This window comes from uncultured Eudoraea sp. (assembly GCF_947490415.1).
In the GTDB taxonomy this organism is placed as follows: Bacteria; Bacteroidota; Bacteroidia; order Flavobacteriales; family Flavobacteriaceae; genus Eudoraea.
Map to the genome: position 1 here is coordinate 528,126 of NZ_CANLGX010000001.1, position 19,250 is coordinate 547,375.

The 19,250-nt window shown below is 38.3% G+C and carries 21 protein-coding genes; 8 read left to right on the plus strand and 13 right to left on the minus strand.

Features of this window, described 5'->3' with window-relative positions; genetic code table 11:
• Positions 1-8: 8 nt before the first annotated feature.
• Together recJ and Q0874_RS02300 are read right to left on the minus strand one after the other, a co-directional pair.
• Positions 9-1,697, minus strand: a complete 1,689-nt coding sequence (gene recJ / locus Q0874_RS02295; protein WP_299158858.1) for a single-stranded-DNA-specific exonuclease RecJ — start codon at positions 1,695-1,697, stop codon at positions 9-11.
• A 112-nt stretch (positions 1,698-1,809) separates the two neighbouring features.
• A complete protein-coding gene (locus Q0874_RS02300) occupies positions 1,810-2,238 on the minus strand; it encodes an OsmC family protein (protein ID WP_299158861.1) in 429 nt (142 codons plus the stop codon).
• A 39-nt stretch (positions 2,239-2,277) separates the two neighbouring features.
• On the opposite strand from Q0874_RS02300, the gene Q0874_RS02305 reads away from it, so the two are divergent.
• The gene (locus Q0874_RS02305) at positions 2,278-2,868 is read left to right on the plus strand and encodes a carboxymuconolactone decarboxylase family protein (protein WP_299158864.1); all 591 of its coding nucleotides are present in this window, start codon (positions 2,278-2,280) and stop codon (positions 2,866-2,868) included.
• A gap of 59 nt (positions 2,869-2,927) precedes the next feature.
• On the opposite strand, the gene rsmI is transcribed toward Q0874_RS02305, so the two are convergent.
• A complete protein-coding gene (gene rsmI, locus Q0874_RS02310) occupies positions 2,928-3,605 on the minus strand; it encodes a 16S rRNA (cytidine(1402)-2'-O)-methyltransferase (protein ID WP_299158867.1) in 678 nt (225 codons plus the stop codon).
• An 81-nt stretch (positions 3,606-3,686) separates the two neighbouring features.
• Positions 3,687-4,382, minus strand: coding sequence for a hypothetical protein (locus Q0874_RS02315; protein ID WP_299158871.1), 696 nt, complete (start codon positions 4,380-4,382; stop codon positions 3,687-3,689).
• 106 nt (positions 4,383-4,488) lie between these two features.
• On the opposite strand from Q0874_RS02315, the gene Q0874_RS02320 reads away from it, so the two are divergent.
• The 7 genes from Q0874_RS02320 (at position 4,489) to arfB (ending at position 11,629) form a co-directional block, all read left to right on the plus strand.
• On the plus strand, positions 4,489-5,133 hold the full coding sequence (locus Q0874_RS02320; protein ID WP_299158874.1) for a thymidine kinase: 645 nt from the start codon (positions 4,489-4,491) through the stop codon (positions 5,131-5,133).
• On the plus strand, positions 5,126-6,235 hold the full coding sequence (gene alr / locus Q0874_RS02325; RefSeq protein WP_299158877.1) for an alanine racemase: 1,110 nt from the start codon (positions 5,126-5,128) through the stop codon (positions 6,233-6,235). The genes Q0874_RS02320 and alr overlap by 8 nt, the downstream gene beginning before the upstream one ends.
• An 83-nt stretch (positions 6,236-6,318) precedes the next feature.
• The gene (mscL, locus tag Q0874_RS02330) at positions 6,319-6,720 is read left to right on the plus strand and encodes a large conductance mechanosensitive channel protein MscL (RefSeq protein WP_299158879.1); all 402 of its coding nucleotides are present in this window, start codon (positions 6,319-6,321) and stop codon (positions 6,718-6,720) included.
• Positions 6,721-6,925: 205 nt separating this feature from the next.
• Positions 6,926-7,915, plus strand: a complete 990-nt coding sequence (locus Q0874_RS02335; protein ID WP_299158881.1) for an aspartate-semialdehyde dehydrogenase — start codon at positions 6,926-6,928, stop codon at positions 7,913-7,915.
• An 89-nt stretch (positions 7,916-8,004) separates the two neighbouring features.
• Positions 8,005-10,161 (plus strand): prolyl oligopeptidase family serine peptidase, encoded by a 2,157-nt coding sequence (locus Q0874_RS02340; protein WP_299158884.1) that lies wholly within the window; start codon positions 8,005-8,007, stop codon positions 10,159-10,161.
• A 74-nt stretch (positions 10,162-10,235) separates the two neighbouring features.
• Positions 10,236-11,210, plus strand: a complete 975-nt coding sequence (locus Q0874_RS02345; protein ID WP_299158887.1) for an ABC transporter ATP-binding protein — start codon at positions 10,236-10,238, stop codon at positions 11,208-11,210.
• Between the two features lie 14 nt (positions 11,211-11,224).
• A complete protein-coding gene (gene arfB / locus Q0874_RS02350; protein ID WP_299158889.1) occupies positions 11,225-11,629 on the plus strand; it encodes an alternative ribosome rescue aminoacyl-tRNA hydrolase ArfB in 405 nt (134 codons plus the stop codon).
• 5 nt (positions 11,630-11,634) lie between these two features.
• Here arfB and Q0874_RS02355 read toward each other — a convergent pair whose 3' ends face one another.
• From Q0874_RS02355 to pdxA, 9 genes are all read right to left on the minus strand, one after another.
• On the minus strand, positions 11,635-12,474 hold the full coding sequence (locus Q0874_RS02355) for a fumarylacetoacetate hydrolase family protein (RefSeq protein ID WP_299158891.1): 840 nt from the start codon (positions 12,472-12,474) through the stop codon (positions 11,635-11,637).
• A gap of 107 nt (positions 12,475-12,581) precedes the next feature.
• Positions 12,582-13,043 (minus strand): 3-oxoacyl-ACP synthase, encoded by a 462-nt coding sequence (locus Q0874_RS02360; RefSeq protein WP_299158894.1) that lies wholly within the window; start codon positions 13,041-13,043, stop codon positions 12,582-12,584.
• A gap of 1 nt (position 13,044) precedes the next feature.
• Positions 13,045-14,157 (minus strand): FAD-binding oxidoreductase, encoded by a 1,113-nt coding sequence (locus Q0874_RS02365; protein ID WP_299158897.1) that lies wholly within the window; start codon positions 14,155-14,157, stop codon positions 13,045-13,047.
• 40 nt (positions 14,158-14,197) lie between these two features.
• Positions 14,198-15,550: an acetyl-CoA carboxylase biotin carboxylase subunit gene (gene accC, locus Q0874_RS02370; protein ID WP_299158899.1), complete on the minus strand. Its 1,353-nt coding sequence runs from the start codon at positions 15,548-15,550 to the stop codon at positions 14,198-14,200.
• 79 nt (positions 15,551-15,629) lie between these two features.
• Positions 15,630-16,127 carry an acetyl-CoA carboxylase biotin carboxyl carrier protein gene (gene accB / locus Q0874_RS02375; protein ID WP_299158902.1) on the minus strand — a complete coding sequence of 166 codons (498 nt, stop codon included), beginning with the start codon at positions 16,125-16,127 and terminating at the stop codon, positions 15,630-15,632.
• Positions 16,128-16,133: 6 nt separating this feature from the next.
• Positions 16,134-17,144 (minus strand): beta-ketoacyl-ACP synthase III, encoded by a 1,011-nt coding sequence (locus tag Q0874_RS02380; RefSeq protein WP_299158904.1) that lies wholly within the window; start codon positions 17,142-17,144, stop codon positions 16,134-16,136.
• Between the two features lie 170 nt (positions 17,145-17,314).
• Positions 17,315-17,512 carry a 50S ribosomal protein L32 gene (gene rpmF, locus Q0874_RS02385; protein WP_299158906.1) on the minus strand — a complete coding sequence of 66 codons (198 nt, stop codon included), beginning with the start codon at positions 17,510-17,512 and terminating at the stop codon, positions 17,315-17,317.
• Between the two features lie 8 nt (positions 17,513-17,520).
• Positions 17,521-18,051: a DUF177 domain-containing protein gene (locus Q0874_RS02390; RefSeq protein ID WP_299158908.1), complete on the minus strand. Its 531-nt coding sequence runs from the start codon at positions 18,049-18,051 to the stop codon at positions 17,521-17,523.
• A gap of 115 nt (positions 18,052-18,166) precedes the next feature.
• Entirely contained in the window at positions 18,167-19,216 is a 1,050-nt protein-coding gene (pdxA, locus tag Q0874_RS02395; protein WP_299160087.1) for a 4-hydroxythreonine-4-phosphate dehydrogenase PdxA, read from the minus strand.
• Positions 19,217-19,250: the final 34 nt, after the last annotated feature.

Genomic DNA, 19,250 nt, shown 5'->3' on the forward strand with positions numbered 1-19,250 from the left:
AGATGCCTTTATCTTAAATCCTTGATTTTCAATTGTAAGTTAACCATGCCATTCCAGTGATTTTCTTCTAAAGAGAAAACGGCACTAAATGGTTTTCCATTCTGCACGACCGGAAGTTTATTTCCCAAATTAAATCCTATAGCCCCAACCGGACCAACACCATTTTGAGTTACCGCTAGTTTAAGATGCCTATTCTCCTCTCCAACCCCTTTTGCATAGCCGGTATCCCGGAGGTTTTCCGACATAAAAACAGGAGTCATATTACCCGGGCCAAAAGGGGCAAATTGTTGTATTATACGCAAGAGCTTAGGACTTATCTGATCTAAATCGAGTTTTGCATCAATGGTGATCTCCGGGGTCAAAAGATTTGGGTCTATCGTTTCAGCTACCACCTTTTCAAATTGCGTCTTAAATATTTCATACTGCTCTTCAACTAACGTTAGCCCTGCAGCGTATTTATGTCCCCCGAATTGCTCAATAGAATCAGAGCAAAGTTCTAAGGCATTATAAACGTCAAAACCCTTGACGGACCTGGCCGATGCCGCCAGTTTATCACCGCTTTTTGTGAACACTAATGTTGGCCTATAGTAAGTTTCAGTAAGTCTGGAAGCTACTATACCAATGACTCCTTTGTGCCAGTTGTCTTTATAAACAACGGAAGTAAATCTATCTTCTTCCTTATTCTGGAGAATCATGGTAAGGGCTTCCTCTGTTATCTCCCGGTCCAAACCTTTCCTGCTGGTGTTAAATTCTTCGATTTCTGAAGCATATTTAAGAGCCTGCTCCATATTTTGCTCTATTAATAGATTTACCGCATATTGACCATGTCTCATGCGTCCTGCCGCATTTATTCTGGGAGCAATTATAAAAACGACATCTGTAATGGTGAGTTTTTCCTTTTGGAGGTTTTTAATTATTGCCTTAAAACCAGTTCTTGGAGCTGAATTAATTACCTCTAACCCAAAATAAGCCAATACCCTGTTTTCTCCTGTTATGGGTACTATATCTGCCCCAATGGCCGTTGCTACCAGATCCAGGTATGGAATGAGTTTCTCAAAACTATCCTCTCTCTTAATGTTAAGTGCCTGTATAAGTTTAAAACCAATACCACATCCGCATAATTCATCATATGGATAGGTGCAATCATTTCTTTTAGGATCTAAAACGGCTACAGCATCTGGTATTTTCTTTCCAGGCCTGTGGTGGTCACAAATGATAAAATCAATCCCTTTTTCATTTGCATAAGATACCTTTTCTATTGCCTTTATACCGCAATCCAGTGCAATAATAAGTGTAAAATCATTGTCTTCTGCAAAGTCAATACCGGCATAAGATATCCCATAGCCTTCCGCGTATCTGTCAGGAATATAAGTGGCCACATTTGGATATTGGGTGAGTAAATATGATGACAGCAAAGCTACCGCCGTAGTTCCGTCTACATCATAGTCACCGTAAATAAGGATGTTTTCATTTGCCAGTATTGCATTTTCTATACGGATAACAGCAAGTTCCATATCCTTCATAAGAAATGGGTCATGGAGGTCAGAGAGTTGAGGCCTGAAGAACTTTTTGGCCTCTTCATAAGAAGTAACACCGCGCTGCAGCAATAATTGTGCAATCAGCAGATCTACTTTGAGTATTTCGGCCAAAGCTTTTATTTGCTCATCATCTTGTTTTGGTTTTAATGTCCAGCGCATTGTACCACGTTATAGGTGTATTGTAATATAAGACGAATTAGTGCATTTTAAATGCAGAAATAACTCTTTTAGTTCTTTTTAGATGAATCTGTGCTCCCCTCAAGAATGGGTGTCAATCTTTATGGAATATTGTTTTTATTTCAAGTTTTGCAAACTTCCTAAACATTTCCATTACCCCACAATACTTCTCAACTGAAAGATCTACAGCTCTTTGCAATTTTTTTTCTTCCAGATTGCCTCCCCAAAAGTGATATTCTACGGTAACGGCATCATAGTATTTTGGATGTTCATCCGTTAAATTAGCAATGGTCTCTATACTGAAGTTTTCCACATCAAGTTTCATCTTTTTAATAAGCATAGCTACATCAAGACCCGAACACCCTGCTAAAGCTGAAAGCATAAGAGCTTTGGGTTTAAGGCCATTGCCCTCTCCCCCAGCATCAGGACCAGCATCTATAGTAAAATTTAATCCGGATGGATTATTACTTTCAAAGGCCATCTTCCCTAACCATTTGGTGGTAATTTGATTTGTAGTGCTCATATTTTTTCGTTTCTTGTGGAGTACAAAAATACGACCGCTATGCCACTTGTACAACCTCTGGACCCAAACCATGATACTCAAACTAAAGAATTAGCAGAATTCTTCAATGAGACCCTTGGGTTTTGTCCAAATTCTGTCCTCACCATGCAACACAGACCGGCAATATCCAAGGCTTTTATTAACCTTAATAAGGCGGTTATGGCCAATGAAGGAAAGGTAACTTCTGCTCTTAAGCGAATGATTGCCTGGGTCAGCAGTAATGCAACTGGTTGTCGCTATTGCCAGGCACATGCAATAAGGGCTGCAGAGCGTTATGGTGCAGAACAAGAGCAATTGGATAATATTTGGGAGTACAGAACCCATCCTGCCTTTTCGGACGCTGAACGTGCTGCTCTTGACTTTTCTTTGGCCGCTTCTCAGATACCCAATGCCGTGGATAAAAACATCAAGAACAAATTATATAAGTACTGGAATGAAGGTGAAATTGTTGAAATGTTGGGCGTAATTTCTCTTTTTGGTTACCTAAACCGTTGGAACGATTCTATGGGAACAACTATTGAGGATGGAGCTGTAGAAAGTGGAGAACTCTATTTGGGTAAATATGGATGGGAAAAGGGGAAACATAAATAAATTGCTGTATTAAAACGAAAGTTGATAAGCTTTTCGTCCGGACTTCAGAATGAAAATAATTATTTTTTTCCTGCAACCACGATTACAAATTCTCCTTTTGGTGGTTTGCTTTCAAAATGCTCTAATACTTCTGAAGTAGTTCCTCTAATGGTTTCTTCATACATTTTAGTAAGTTCCCTGGAAACAGATATTCGTCGTTCCGGGCCAAAACAGATTACAAATTGTGATAACGTCTTTAGAAGCTTATGTGGGGATTCATAGAAAACCATAGTACGGGTTTCTTCTGCCAGATCATTTAATCTGGTTTGTCTTCCTTTTTTTATTGGCAGGAAGCCTTCAAACGCAAAGCGATCGTTAGGAAGTCCGCTATTTACAAGTGCAGGGACAAAAGCAGTTGCTCCCGGAAGGCATTCAATTTCTATTCCCTGTTCAACACAGGCCCGACTAAGTAAAAACCCCGGATCGGAAATAGCGGGAGTACCTGCGTCAGAAATTAGTGCAATTTGCTCTCCACTTTTAAGTTTTCGAACAATACCATCTACCGTTTTATGCTCATTATGCATATGATGGCTCTGCATTGGGGTATTTATGTTGTAGTGTTTTAAAAGTTTATTGCTTGTGCGGGTATCTTCAGCCAATATTAGGTTTACTTCCTTAAGAACTTTAATTGCTCTTAAGGTAATATCCTCCAAATTTCCAATAGGAGTCGGAACAATAAATAACTTGCCTGTCAGCACTGTTTTAAGATCTTACCTTCTTTTTGAAGAATTATGAGCAATATACATTTCTTATAATGGCAGTAAATCCGGTATTAGAAATTATGAGAATCTACGCTCTATAAGAGCAAGAAACCTGGTTTCATATTCTTCCTTTCCTGCCCATTGATTGTAATCTGGTTTAACCATATTATCAATGAAGGCCATAGAACGTTCATGAGAATCAATGGTGTTCAGTTGGGAAATTACCCTGTTGAAGTCTTCTGTACTATCATTAAAAAGATGTTTAACAAAAGCAAGCCTGTCATTTAAACCCACCGTTATTTCCTTATTTGTGAGTTTATCATTCAATGATTTTGGCTTAGAAACTTCTTTTATTTCCCGAGAAATATTTGCCGTGGTTTTGTTATTCTCAGCCTTAGCGGTTTCAGGTTTTGCAACAAATTCTGCAAATAGCCTGTCATTATCCTCACTGTTTGGCATTTCAGATACCATGCCTTTTATGGTATCAATACCCTGAGTAATAATATCTTCTTCGTGGGGATTATTTTCAGGAACCAGTTTACTTTCATTCATAACGGCATTCGCCATTTTTTCAAACCTGGATGCCAGAACATTTTTGGATACGTCTATTTCAATATCGTTGAGTTTTTCATCAATGAACCTAAGAACGGCCAATTTTTCGTATAGAGTTCTCGCAGCTTCATATAATTCCGGTATCTCCATCTCTGTAAGACCCCTGGAGGTAATTATATCTGTGGACATCTTAATTAATTCCTCTTTCAGTTTTCGCTTCATTTCTTTTTGTTTAGACTAAACAGTAAAGGTCTATCTTTTTTAATACTTTTATATTTCGTTTCACAAATAAGGGAATAAAGCCCTTACTTTGGTTTAAAATTACAAAATGTTTCTCGAAAACACTGTTAATCATAAGGAACAATTCGGTTGGATAGAGGTTATCTCTGGCTCAATGTTTTCCGGGAAAACGGAAGAACTGATTCGCAGGCTTAAAAGAGCTCAGTTTGCAAAGCAAAAGGTAGAAATTTTTAAGCCAATTGTAGACACCAGATATCATGAAGAGAAGGTAGTCTCTCATGATGAAAATGAAATTCGTTCCACGCCTGTGCCTGCGGCGGCAAATATCCGCCTTCTGGCAGACGACTGTGATGTGGTGGGAATAGATGAAGCACAGTTCTTTGATGATGAAATTGTGACTGTATGCAATGATCTGGCAAATATGGGAATACGTGTTGTTGTTGCCGGACTCGATATGGATTTTAAAGGCAATCCTTTCGGACCAATGCCTGCTTTAATGGCTACTGCGGAATACGTAACCAAAGTCCATGCTATTTGCACGCGTACCGGCAATCTTGCCAATTATAGTTTTAGAAAATCTAATAATGATAAATTGGTGCTGCTTGGCGAAACCGAAGAGTACGAACCTTTAAGTCGCGCGGCATTTTACAAAGCTATGCTCAAAGAAAAAATTAATGAAATGAAGGTAGATGCCGAGGAGATAAAACAAGGTAAAAAAGATACCAATGCCTAAAGCCAGAGAGACTACATTGGAATTGGATCTTGTTGCTTTAGAACATAATTACGATTATATAAGAACCAAAATACATACTTCAACCATGTTTCTGGCCGTGGTAAAGGCTTTTGGCTATGGTAGTGATTCTGTGATCATCGCAAAAAAACTGGAGAAACTAGGGGTAGATTATTTAGCGGTGGCTTATGCCCATGAAGGGAAGGTTTTAAGGGAGGCAGGGATTAAAACCCCTATACTTGTATTGCATGCACAGCCTTGTAATTATTCAATGGTTATAAAATATTGCCTGGAACCCAGCCTATATTCCCCCAGAGTACTCCGAGAATTCATTAAGGCTTCAAAGGTGCAAAAGCAAAAGGCTTATCCTGTCCACTTAAAATTCAACACAGGCCTTAACAGGCTTGGATTTTCGGAAAATGATATTGAATATATTGCCAATGTGCTTGAGGGCAGAGATGAATTGAAAATAAAATCAATTTTTTCTCATTTGGCCGCCTCCGAAGATAAGTCTGAAGAAGAATTCAGCAAAAATCAAATCAGATCCTTTGATAAGATTGCTAAGGAATTTACTTCCAAATTAAGAATTAGTCCATTTATGCATATTCTTAATACCTCCGGAATATTCAATTATCCTGAAGCACAATTCGACATGGTTAGAAGTGGTATTGGCCTTTATGGATATGGAAATGAAGCCAGGTATGATGATAAGTTGCGGCCTGTAGCAACATTAAAAACAACCATTTCCCAGATACACAATATAAAACCAAATGAAAGTGTAGGTTACAATAGGGCTTTTACGGCTGAGGAATACAAAAAAACCGCAACACTACCTCTTGGACATGCGGATGGGATTGGCAGACAATATGGTAATAGAAAAGCTTCAGTTATAGTGAATGGTAAGGAGGCGCCTATTATTGGAAATGTTTGTATGGATATGATCATGATAGATATAACGGGTATTGAATGCAAGGAAGGTGATGAAGTTGTTGTCTTTGGAAAAGGGCATTCCGCAGAGACTTTTGCAGCAGGAGCAAACACAATTTCCTATGAACTTCTTAGTGGTATTTCTCACAGAGTTAATAGGATAATTACAGGAACCTAATTAACTAATTAACATATTGTTACGAATGCTATTTTGAGTATCTTGTAATTGCATTTATTATCTAACCATTTAAAACAAATAACATGTTAAAAGAATTTAAGAGTTTTATTATGACCGGCAATGTAATTGATTTTGCAGTTGCTGTAATTATGGCCGGAGCCATGGGGCTTGTTATCAATGGATTTGTAACGGACATTATTATGCCAATTGTGGGTGAATTTGCAGGAGGTGTAGATTTTTCCAATTTAAAATATGTCCTCACAGAGGCTTCAGGAGCTGAAGGAGAAGCTGGCTATGTAGCAGAAAATGCTGTTCGCTGGGGAGCATGGGTAAATACTATTGTTAATTTACTTGTTGTAGGATTTGTAATGTTTATTATTGTTAAGGCTTATAACAAAACAAAAACACCACCTGCACCGGCTGCTCCCTCGGGTCCAAGTCAGGAAGAACTATTAACACAAATAAGAGATTTATTGAAAAAATAGTGAGAAATAAAACTTCCTTTCCGGGAGATACCGCTACATTACTAAACTAATTTAAAGGCCACCAATACGTTTTCGCAAACTGAATTGGTGGTTATTTTTTATATTTGTTCTATTTATAACAATATGTTATATTTTTATATATACAACAAAAAGTCTTGTTCATCAACATTGGTTGCAATACCTTTGGGTCCTAAATAATAAAAACATGAAGGTAGCTGTAGTTGGCGCAACCGGAATGGTTGGCGAAGTAATGCTAAAAGTACTTAAAGAACGGAGTTTTCCAATAACTGAACTATTATTGGTCGCCTCTGAGCGATCTGTAGGTAAAAAAATATCCTATAACGGGGAATCCATCAGCGTAATAGGCCTTGCGGATGCCGTTGCTGCTCGTCCGGATCTGGCTATTTTTTCGGCCGGAGGAGATACATCACTAAGGTGGGCGCCAAAATTTGCAGCAGCCGGCACCACGGTAATTGATAATTCGTCTGCATGGCGTATGGATCCTGAAAAAAAATTGGTCGTCCCGGAAATCAACGCAAATAAATTAACCAAAGAAGATAAAATAATTGCAAATCCCAATTGTTCTACCATTCAACTTGTTATGGTACTGGCGCCCTTGCATACCAGATATCAAATGAAGCGGGTCATAGTTTCAACCTATCAATCCGTTTCGGGAACAGGAGTAAAAGCTGTTAAACAGTTGGAGAATGAAATGGCCGGAATACAAGGTGAAATGGCCTATCCATATCCTATCAACAGGAATGCCCTGCCGCATTGTGACGTTTTTATGGAAAATGGGTATACCAAAGAAGAAATGAAATTGGCCCGGGAGCCACAGAAGATACTAGACGACCGCTCATTTTCAATTTCAGCAACCGCCGTGCGAATTCCTACTGCAGGAGGTCATTCTGAATCCGTTAACGTTGAATTTGAATCGGACTTTGAACTGAATGAGGTAAGAAAAATTCTAAGTAATACCCCGGGAGTTGTTGTGCAGGACAATCCGGATACCAACACTTATCCAATGCCTGTATATGCCCATGACAAAGACGATGTTTTTGTAGGACGTATACGAAGAGATGAAACGCAACGAAACACACTAAATATGTGGATAGTTGCCGATAATCTCAGAAAAGGTGCTGCAACCAATGCCATTCAAATAGCAGAATACCTGTTGCACAAAAAACTCATCTGACGGGGCTATTATAAAAACTGTTAAAACCTTTTGGTTCATTCGTACTAAAAGGTTTTTTTATGGTATTTTTGATCCTTAAAAAATCTATTATGAAAAATGTTGGGATTATTCTACTTCTTGTTTTAATTAATATTTCTTGCAAGAATTCAGAACAAAAAGATACCATTACCGTGAATTATCCGATGACTAAAAAAGTAGATACTGTTGACAACTATTTTGGAACTTCAGTTAGCGATCCATATCGCTGGTTAGAAGATGACCGGAGTACGGAAACGGAAACCTGGGTTAAAGAAGAAAACGCTGTCACTTTTGGCTATTTAGAAAAAATACCGTTCAGAAAAGATCTGAAGAACAGATTAGAACAACTATGGAACTATGAGAAAATAAGTTCCCCTTTCAAGGAGGGTGATTATACCTATTTTTATAAGAATGATGGTCTGCAAAACCAATATGTAGTGTATCGTCAAAAAGAGAATGAGGAAGCCGAAGTATTTTTAGATCCAAATAGTTTTTCGGAAGATGGAACTACTTCATTAATGGGGTTGAGTTTTACTAAAGATGGTTCTATGGCTGCTTACTCCATTTCCGAGGGAGGTAGTGACTGGAGGAAGGTAATTGTAATGGAAACCGAAGGTAAGACTATTGTTGAAGACACGCTCACTGATGTAAAATTTAGCGGCCTGTCCTGGTATGGTAATGAAGGGTTATATTATTCAAGTTACGATAAACCTGAAGGAAGTGAACTCTCTGCTAAGACAGACCAACATAAACTGTATTACCATAAGCTGGGTACTCCACAAAGTGCTGATGCATTAATTTTTGGAGGTATTCCTGAAGAAAAGCACAGGTATGTAAGCGGAAGTGTGACTGAGGATAATAATTATCTTCTTATTTCAGCTGCAAACTCTACTTCGGGTAATAAGCTTTATTTAAAAGATTTGAGAAAGCCGGATAGTAAGCTGATAAATATATTGGATCATGAAAATTCAGATACTGATGTCCTTGAAAATGTTGGCTCAAAGCTTTACCTAGTTACCAATTTAAATGCCCCTAATAAGAAGATCATAACTGTAGATGCTTCAGATCCAGGTCCGGAAAACTGGAAAGATTTCATTCCTGAAACAGAGAATGTTCTTAGTCCAAATACCGGCGGGGGTTACTTCTTTGCAGAATATATGATAGATGCCATATCTAAAGTTTTTCAGTATGATTATGAAGGGAAGCTTATACGTGAAATAGAGCTTCCTGGCATAGGCAGTGCAAGTGGTTTTGGTGGTAAAAAAGAAGAAAAAGAATTCTATTTTTCATTTACTAATTATTACACTCCTGCATCCTCTTATAAATACAATGTGGAAACAGGTAATTATGTCCTTTACTGGAAACCGGAAATTGATTTTAATCCGGATAATTATGAGTCTAAGCAGGTATTTTATGCCTCCAAAGATGGAACAGAGATCCCAATGATTATAACCTATAAAAAGGGACTAAAACTCAATTCCAAAAACCCCACTATTCTTTATGGATATGGCGGGTTCAATATAAGTCGTACCCCCTCTTTTAGTATTGTCAATGCTGTTTGGATGGAACAAGGAGGTGTTTATGCTGTACCCAATTTGCGAGGGGGTGGAGAATATGGAAAAAAATGGCATAATGCAGGTATAAAAACCAAAAAGCAAAATGTGTTTGACGATTTTATAGCCGCTGCGGAGTATCTTATAGAGAACAAATATACCTCATCAGAAAACCTGGCAATAAGAGGGGGTTCTAATGGCGGTCTTTTAGTAGGTGCTACTATGACCCAAAGACCCGAACTTATGAAAGTAGCGCTACCTGCTGTAGGTGTTCTGGATATGTTGCGTTATCATACTTTCACTTCAGGAGCAGGATGGCATTATGATTATGGAACTTCTGAGGATAGTGAAGAAATGTTTCAGTACCTGAAAGCTTATTCTCCCGTTCACAATGTAAAAGAAGGAGTAGAATATCCTGCCACCTTGATTACAACAGGAGACCATGATGACCGGGTTGTGCCGGCCCATAGCTTTAAATTTGCGGCCGAACTGCAGGAAAAGCAGTCAGGTCCTAACCCTACTCTTATTCGTATTGAAACTAACGCCGGCCATGGAGCAGGGACCCCTGTTAGTAAAACAATTGAACAATATGCCGATATTTTTGCATTTACCCTTTACAATATGAATTATAGGGAGTTGCCAAATAAGGCAGTGATAAAGGAATTTAAAGAGTAACTATAAATAATTCAGAACAAAATCCGTTTCTGTAGAAACGGATTTTTTATTAGAAGTCGTTTAAGATAATAATCATGTTAAAAATAACCGGTCTATCTTTTGCCTATGACAAGGATTCGGTACTGGATGATATTAACTTTTCTGTTGATAAAGGTGAACATCTGGGCATAATGGGTGAAAGTGGTTGTGGTAAAAGCACCTTATTACAACTGGTTTATGGATCTCTCCAGCCGGCCCAAGGAGATGTATATTGGGGAAGGAAACAAGTTAAGGGGCCTCTTTATAAACTTGTCCCAGGAGAGTCTTACATGAAGTATATGTCCCAGGGGTTCGACCTTATGGGAGCTACTACAGTATCTGAAAATATTTCTGAATATCTATCCGTGTTTTATCCCAAAGAACTAAAAGAACGTACTGAGGAGTTGCTTGAGATTATCGAAATGAAAAGGTTTGCAAAAACCAAAGTAAGGCATCTGAGCATCGGACAGCAACAGCGCGTTGCTCTGGCCAGGGCTCTGGCTCAGAAACCTGAGGTGCTGCTATTGGATGAACCATTCAGTCATATAGATAATTTCAGAAAAAACAGCTTAAGAAGAAATCTATTTAACTATCTGAAGGAAGAGGAGATAACCTGCTTAACGGCTACCCATGACCGCAATGATATATTGCCATTTGCAGACCGGGTACTTGTTCTTAAGGATAGACAGGTATTAGCTGAGGAACCCATATTGGAGATGTATAAGAACCCGGGAAATCTTTACATTGCTTCGCTTTTTGGTGAAGCTAATCTGGTTCCAATCAATATTATCAAATCATATGCAGATACCAAACGAAAAATTATTGTCTACGCCCATGAATTTAAAGTATCCCGAAATTCCGGTCTTCCTGTGTTTGTAAAAAAAACATATCCGATGGGAAGTCATTATCTGGTTGAAGGATATACAGAAGAGCAAATAATATACTTCCATTCAGAACGGGATATGGAAATTGAAACAAGAGTTTTTCTCAATATTTCTCTTGAAACAATTAACCAAAGGCTAAAACTCTAATCGCAATTTGCACGATGAACAAAGACTTGCTTTTACAGGAATTAAAGTTCAGAGCCGTCCGAAGCGGGGGTGCAGGTGGCCAGCATGTTAATAAAGTTTCTACAAAAGTGGAACTTTCCTTAAACCTTGGTAGTTCCAGGGCGTTTAATGAATCTGAAAAGGAACGCTTATATAAAAAACTCAATAAACGACTTACATCCGAAAACAAACTCCTGGTTCAATGTGACGAATCCCGGAGCCAACATAAGAATAGGGAAATTGCAGAAGACCGTATGCTGAAATTAATTGAGGAAGCACTTAAAGTTCCAAAAAAACGAAAAAAAACTTCTCCTTCTAAAGCTTCGGTAGAAAAACGATTAAAAACTAAAAGAGTAGTAGCAATGAAGAAAACGAGTCGACAAAAACCAGAAGATAATTGAATAAACTACTGGTCAACAGTATTTATTAAGGTGCCAATTCCATCAATTTCAATCTTAATTTCATCTCCTTTTTGCAAAGTAAAATCGGTTGAAGGAACTATCCCGGTTCCTGTCATTAACATGCTGCCGTTAGGGAAAGAATTTTCCGCATAGAGGTAACTCACCAAATCTTCAAACTTACGTTTAATTTGATCAATCCCTATCTCCCCGCTGAAAACCTGTTTGTTCTCTCTGCGTATTTCAAGCCTTATTTTCGTTGTTTTAGGAAGAGGTCCTTCAACAACTAAAATACAGGGGCCAATAGCAGCGGACCCATCGTAAGTCTTTGCCTGGGGCAAGTACAAAGGATTTTCTCCTTCAATACTTCTGGAACTCATATCATTCCCAATAGTGTATCCAATAATTTTACCGGTGGAGCTAATTACAAGTGTTAACTCGGGCTCTGGAACGTCCCAGGTAGAGTCTTTTCTTATTCGGACCTTTCCTCCGGAACCAATAGCTCTGTGCCCCATAGACTTAAAGAACAATTCCGGCCTTTCTGCCACATATACTCTGGCATAAAAATTACTCCCTCCTTTTTCTCTTGATTCTTCTTCACGTCCCAGTTTGCTATTGAAATAGGTGACGCCACTAGCCCAGATCTCCTGACTCTCAACCGGAGCAAGGAGGCCCTTTTTTAAATAAGCTTCCGGATCTGGTAAAGGCTCTATCCCGGATATCAAATGCTTAATCTTCGTAAAAAGGTTATTGTCATTAATAAATGAATCCCAATCTTCCCCTTCCAGAAGATAAAAGATTCCTTTATTTTCAATCAGAATCCCTTTATATACCTTATAAACTTTCATGTCAATATGGGTTATGTAATTATTTAAAAGTTACCGGTAGCACATAACAATTTATTGAAAAAAAATGTGAATCCGAGTAGTTTTAGGGAATTCCTTTATTAAAAACGTTACAGAACCTTTTTAATACAAATCTTTTTTTGATTAAAATCAAAACAATGGCCCCGGGATTTTCCCAATAAGTTTTTTCCAATAGGGCTAAGTGAAGAAACGCAATATATTAGGGTAGGGCCCTTTTTGAATGCTCCTGCCGAAATTGAAATGTAATACATGCCATCTGAAGTAATCACAAGACTGCCCTGACCAATATTTGCAGGGCTTGCCAGAGTAGTAATTCCAACTAAAGCCCGTCTCATCTTTTCCGCTTCATATAGCTGATGTCCCAGCTTCTCCCTTTCAAGTTGAATCATAGCCCTTCCTGTCTCATGCTTATCCCCGGCGCTACTTTTTGTCTCGGATTTTAGAGATTCGTTAATGTTATTTATATTATTTTGGATACGTCCAATCCTATCTTCTACAAATGATTCACAAAATCTGCGCAATTCATCCTTGATGGCTACTGAAATTTCCATATCAGGTTAAATCAGCTAAATTTTTTCCCACCAAACTACCTATAGCAATCCCCATACCCCCTAACCTCACTCCACATATTACGTTATCTGAAAGTTCCTTTACAATTGGTTTCTTTGTATTTCCTATCCCCATAATACCACTCCATCTACGTTCAATCTCAAAATCTGTGTCAGGTAATATGATTTCGCGCAACATACTATCCAATCGATTCTGAATCAGCTCTGTCTGTCCAAATTCTGATGTTTCTTCCGTTTTAAAATCCAGATTTCGCCCACCACCTAAAAGAACGCGATTTTCTATATTTCTGAAATAATAAAAACCTTCGTCCAGGTGAAAAGTTCCCTTAATCTCAAGATTTTTGATGGGTTTTGTAATCAATACTTGAGCCCTTGCAGGCTTAACTTCTTGATCTAAAAGCTCATTAGCAAATCCATTGGTTGCGATGATAAGTTTTTTTGTCTCAAATTCGAATTGATTGGTGTAAACCTTTACACTTCCGTGGCTGTCATCAAAGGAAGTAACGCCAATAGAATTTAAAATATTTACGCCGGAATGACGGACCAAGGACAGCAAAGAATCCATCATGGTTCCGGTATTTATTTGAGCTTCAAACTGACTGGAGATATATTGATTTACAATGTTATTAAATTTAAACGTGTTTCGATGGAGAAAATATGCATCCTCACCATAAACCGGCTTAAGTAGCTCATTGATGTTACTTAGAGCTTCAGAACAATCATTAAATAGTTTAGTGTTTTCCTTTAAAAAAAGTTCATGCCCTCCATGCTGCTGAAAATCCATTTTGGAATCCCCCAGAGTAGATCGTAATAATTGAATCCCTTCCCATCTGCTTCTGACCAGTTCCAGCACTTCTTCCTGAGAATGGGTTTTAAGGTCGCTAACAATTTCTGAGATACTTCCAAAACACGCAAATCCAGCATTTTTAGTGCTTGCGCCCTGGGGTAAAGTCCCTTTTTCAAGAATAAGGATTTTGGCTTTAGGGTGTTTTTTGCTCAAATAATATGCGCAATTTAGACCAACAATACCACTCCCAACAATAGTAAAATCGATGTTGGACAACCATGTCTTATATTCCCAATAACTAAGATTCATCGTGCTATAAAAAACTCCGACGATGGCCGGAGTTCATATTCTATACTTCTGGTTTAGGATCCATTTTAAAATCTTCCATGAATTTAGTGGTATAATTCCCCGCCAGGTAATCCGGATGGTCCATTAATTGCCTGTGAAACGGAATAGTTGTTGCAATACCTTCAATTACAAATTCGTCTAAGGCCCGTTTCATTTTATTAATTGCCTCTTCCCTGGTCTGGGCCGATGTAATAAGCTTGGCAATCATAGAATCATAATTAGGAGGAATGGTATACCCACTGTATACATGGGTATCCAGTCGAATCCCATGACCTCCCGGGGTGTGCAATGTGGTTATTTTACCCGGTGAAGGCCTGAAATCGTTATAAGGGTCTTCTGCGTTGATCCTGCATTCAATAGCGTGAAGTTTGGGAAAATAATTTTTACCTGAAATAGGCACTCCACCAGCTACCAGAATCTGTTCCCTAATAAGGTCATAATCCACTACCTGTTCTGTGATGGGATGTTCTACCTGAATACGTGTATTCATTTCCATAAAATAAAATTCGCGGTGCTTATCTACCAAAAATTCGACGGTGCCCGCACCTTCATATTTTATATATTCCGCTGCTTTTACCGCTGCGTTTCCCATAGCTTCCCTCAGGCTATCTGTCATAAAGGGGGAAGGAGTTTCTTCAGTAAGTTTCTGATGTCTTCGTTGAATTGAACAATCTCGTTCTGAAAGGTGACATGCATTCCCATATTGATCCCCGATAATTTGAATTTCAATATGCCTTGGTTCCTCAATAAGTTTTTCCATATACATGGCGCCATTTCCGAAAGCGGCCGTTGCCTCCTGAACAGCACTTTCAAAAGCCGCTTCAATATTCTCTTCCTTCCAAACCGCACGCATACCTTTTCCACCACCCCCAGCAGTAGCCTTTAGCATTACGGGGTACCCCATTTTCTTCGCTTCTTTTTTGGCATGCGCAACATCTTTCAGCAAACCTTCCGAGCCCGGAATTGTAGGCACACCTGCCATTCTCATGGTTGCTTTAGCCGTAGCCTTGTCGCCCATTTTATCTATTTGTTCTCCGGAAGCACCAATGAATTTAATTTCATGCTCTGCACAAATTCTGGAAAATTTTGAATTTTCCGATAAAAATCCATAACCGGGATGAATTGCATCTGCATTCGTAATTTCTGCTGCTGCAATTATATTGGGTATTTTCAAATAGGACTGGCTACTTGGTGCCGGGCCAATGCAAACCGCTTCATCTGCGAAACGCACATGCAAGCTCTCTTCATCTGCCTTGGAGTAAACAGCCACGGTTTTAATGCCCATTTCCTTGCAGGTCCGTATAATACGCAAGGCTATTTCACCTCGGTTTGCAATTAGTATTTTTTTAAACATAGCTTTTACTAAAGAATTCTCAAGAACCCGAATTCAAATACAAAAAAGTGTTTTTGATTACAAGTCCTTCTAAATAAACTTATGAGGGATCTACCAGGAACAAAGGTTGGTCAAATTCTACCGGAGAAGAATCCTCAACTAACATTTTTATGATTTTCCCTGAAACTTCAGATTCAATATCATTGAATAATTTCATTGCCTCAATTACACACAATACATCACCCTTCGCTATAGTATCGCCTACCTCAACAAATGCCGGTTTGTCCGGAGATGGTTTTCTGTAAAAAGTCCCAATAATTGGAGATTTGATAGTAATATACTTGGAATCTTCCTCTGATTCACCAACATCTGCTTTAGCTCCTGAAGTATCTCCGCCAGCAGTTGGTGGAGGAGTCATGGGAGGAGCCGCTGCTGTAGTGCTTACGGGTATTTGCTGTAAATAGGTAGTAGTTTCCGGAGCAGAAGTTAATGCTCCAGTTCTAATAGTGATCTTAATATCATCGGTTTCAAGTTTTACTTCACTAGCTCCCGATTTAGCTACAAATTTTATTAGACTTTGAATTTCTTTTATATCCATGGAATTCTATTTTGATTCGTTATTGCCATTATATGCCCATTTTAAATATATGGATCCCCAGGTAAATCCACCACCAAAGGCTGCAAATACCAGGTTATCTCCTTTTTTGAGTTTATTTTCGTAATCAGAAAGCAGTAGTGGTAATGTTGCCGAAGTTGTATTACCGTATTTTTCTATATTCATCATCACCTTTGAAGGTTCCAATTCCATTCTGTTTGCCGTAGCATCTATAATCCTTTTGTTCGCCTGATGCGGTATTAACCAATCTATATCATCATGTGTGAGATTATTACGTTCCATTATTTTGGCAGCCACATCGGCCATATTTGAAACAGCAAATTTAAAAACCGATTTCCCGTCCTGATAAACATAATGTTTTTTGTTTTTGACGGTTTCTTCAGAAGAAGGCATTAATGAGCCCCCTGCTTCAATCTTTAAAAACTCTCTTCCCGTACCATCAGATCTCAAATATTCGTCCTGCAATCCTAATCCCTCGTAATTGGCTTCAAAGAGAACCGCTCCGGCCCCATCACCAAAAATAATACAGGTGGTTCTTTCAGTATAATCAAGAATAGAAGACATTTTATCAGCTCCTATCAGAAGGACCTTCTTATACTTGCCAGATTCTATATAGCGTGCTGCTGTAGACATCCCAAATAGAAAGTTTGAACAGGCGGCCTGCATGTCAAAGGAAAAGGCATTTACGGCCCCAATTTGTGAAGCCACATAGGCTGATGTTGAAGCAACCGGCATATCAGGTGTTGCAGTTCCAACAATAACCAGATCAATTTCAGCAGGGTCCAAATTAGACTTACTAATTAAATTTTCGGCCGCTTTAATAGCCAGGTAAGAAGTCCCTTTATCCTTATCTTTAAGTATTCTTCTTTCTTTAATTCCTGTTCTGGTCGTAATCCATTCGTCTGTGGTATCCACCATGGTTTCCAACATTTTATTGGTTAACCTGAAGTCTGGTACGTAAGCCCCTACAGCTGTAATTGCTGCTGTTATTCTACCCATAATAAGTTTGGTTTTTATCAAGAAACCTTAAAAAATGGTCGAAAATTCGTGAAAAATAGTCATTTTTTAGGACTTTTTGCCTAAAAAGTCAATTTTTAAAGATTTTAGTCTACCCCATAAAAAAACTCCCAACAATTATAGGTGGGAGTTCAAAATTATAGCATGGTATGCTATACGGTTTCTTCTTCTGTCTTATCAATTAGAACCTGTCCGCGGTAATACAATTTACCTTCGTGCCAATGAGCTCTATGATAAAGGTGCATTTCTCCTGTTGTTGGATCCTTTGCAAGAGTAGGTGCTACAGCCTTGTAGTGAGTTCTTCTCTTATCTCTTCTTGTTCTGGATATTTTCCTTTTAGGATGTGCCATTTTGTAATCTATTTATCCGTTAATAATTTTTTTAATGCCTCCCATCTGGGATCTATTTTATTTTTGTCTTTCTTATTCTCTTTTGGTTGCAATTCTTCAAGCCTTTTAAGCGCTTCTGAATTTAATGTCCCGTCTAATACCCCAGGGTGTATCCGTTTGGAAGGTACTGACAATACTATCATTTCGTAAACGTATTGCGCAATATTCACCTGATATTCTCCGTGCGGGATAATGAGTATTTCATCATCTTCATCATTGTAAACCTCCCCAAACTTTACCAAAAGTTTTAAAGACGCTTCTATTTTTTGATCAAAAGGTTCATTGGTAAGGTCGCAATAGAGATTCACTGTACCCTTAGCCTTCATTTCAAGCTCAAGAACTGTGGACATTCTGTCTAATACAATGTGCAGTTTAATGGCTGCATCATTAAATTCATGGTAATCAAAAGATTCAAAGAACGTATTGTCTATTTGATATTCAAACTTGTGCTTTCCTTGTTTTAATCCTGCAAAAGGAATAATGTATTCCTTATTCTTCATCACGTTTTACACTAGTTTAAGGCGTGCAAAGATACTTTTTTTTTCTAAAACCCCAATTAAAAAGAAAATATATTTCCTTAGAATTCTGCTAAAAACTATTGGAGTTAAAACAATATCATGCTCGTTTGATTTTCTGTTTTTGCAATGGGTTTTTGATGAGTTTTTGAAACTCTTTCCTTTTCCTGAAAATATTTATTGCCATAAAAACTGCTTCCTTAAATGAACCGGGATCAGCTTCACCTTTACCCGCTATTTCGTATGCCGTGCCATGATCAGGAGATGTACGCACTTTTGACAGGCCTGCGGTAAAATTGACCCCCTTCCCAAAAGAGAGTGTTTTAAAGGGGATTAAACCCTGATCGTGATAAGCTGCAAGAATTGCATCAAAGCTCTTATATCCTTCAGATCCAAAAAAACTATCTGCTGCATAAGGGCCATATACCAAGTGCCCCTCATCTGATAATTCACGAATAGTTGGTTTTAATACTTCATCATCCTCCTTGCCAATGACACCATCGTCTCCACTATGTGGATTAATCCCTAAAAGGGCTATTTTTGGTTTTCGTATGCCAAAATCCATAGTTAAGGCTTTTTCCATGATCCGGACTTTATTACGTATAAGTTCAGGTGTAATGGCCGCAGGTGCATCTTTTACGGCCAGATGATCTGTTAGTAATCCTATCCTTAAGCTCTCAGTAACCATAAACATTAAACTTTCTCCTTCCAGTTCACTAGCCAGATAATCTGTATGTCCCGGGAAGTTAAAATCCTTGGATTGGATATTGTTTTTATTTATTGGCGCTGTAACAAGTAAATCTATTTCATTCTTTTTTAAGGCATTTACCGCTGCCCTAAGCGACTTTAAAGCATATGAGCCACTTTCTTCGGTAGCTTTTCCGTAGAGGATATTTGGAATCTCATTCCAGACATTTACCACATTAACTTTACCACTTATAGCTTTTGAAGCCTCTTTAATTCCATTGTAGTTAATATCGATTCCGAGGTCATTCTTCTGTTTAGATATGGTCTTGTTTGATGCAAAAATAATTGGAGTGCAAAAATCTGTCATTCTGGGATCCTCAAATGTTTTAAGCACAACTTCACATCCTATTCCATTTAAATCACCAATGGATATCCCTAACCTTATTTTTGCCTTTTCCTCCATGTTATCAAACTCTTTATTTCTACTTTTACAGAGC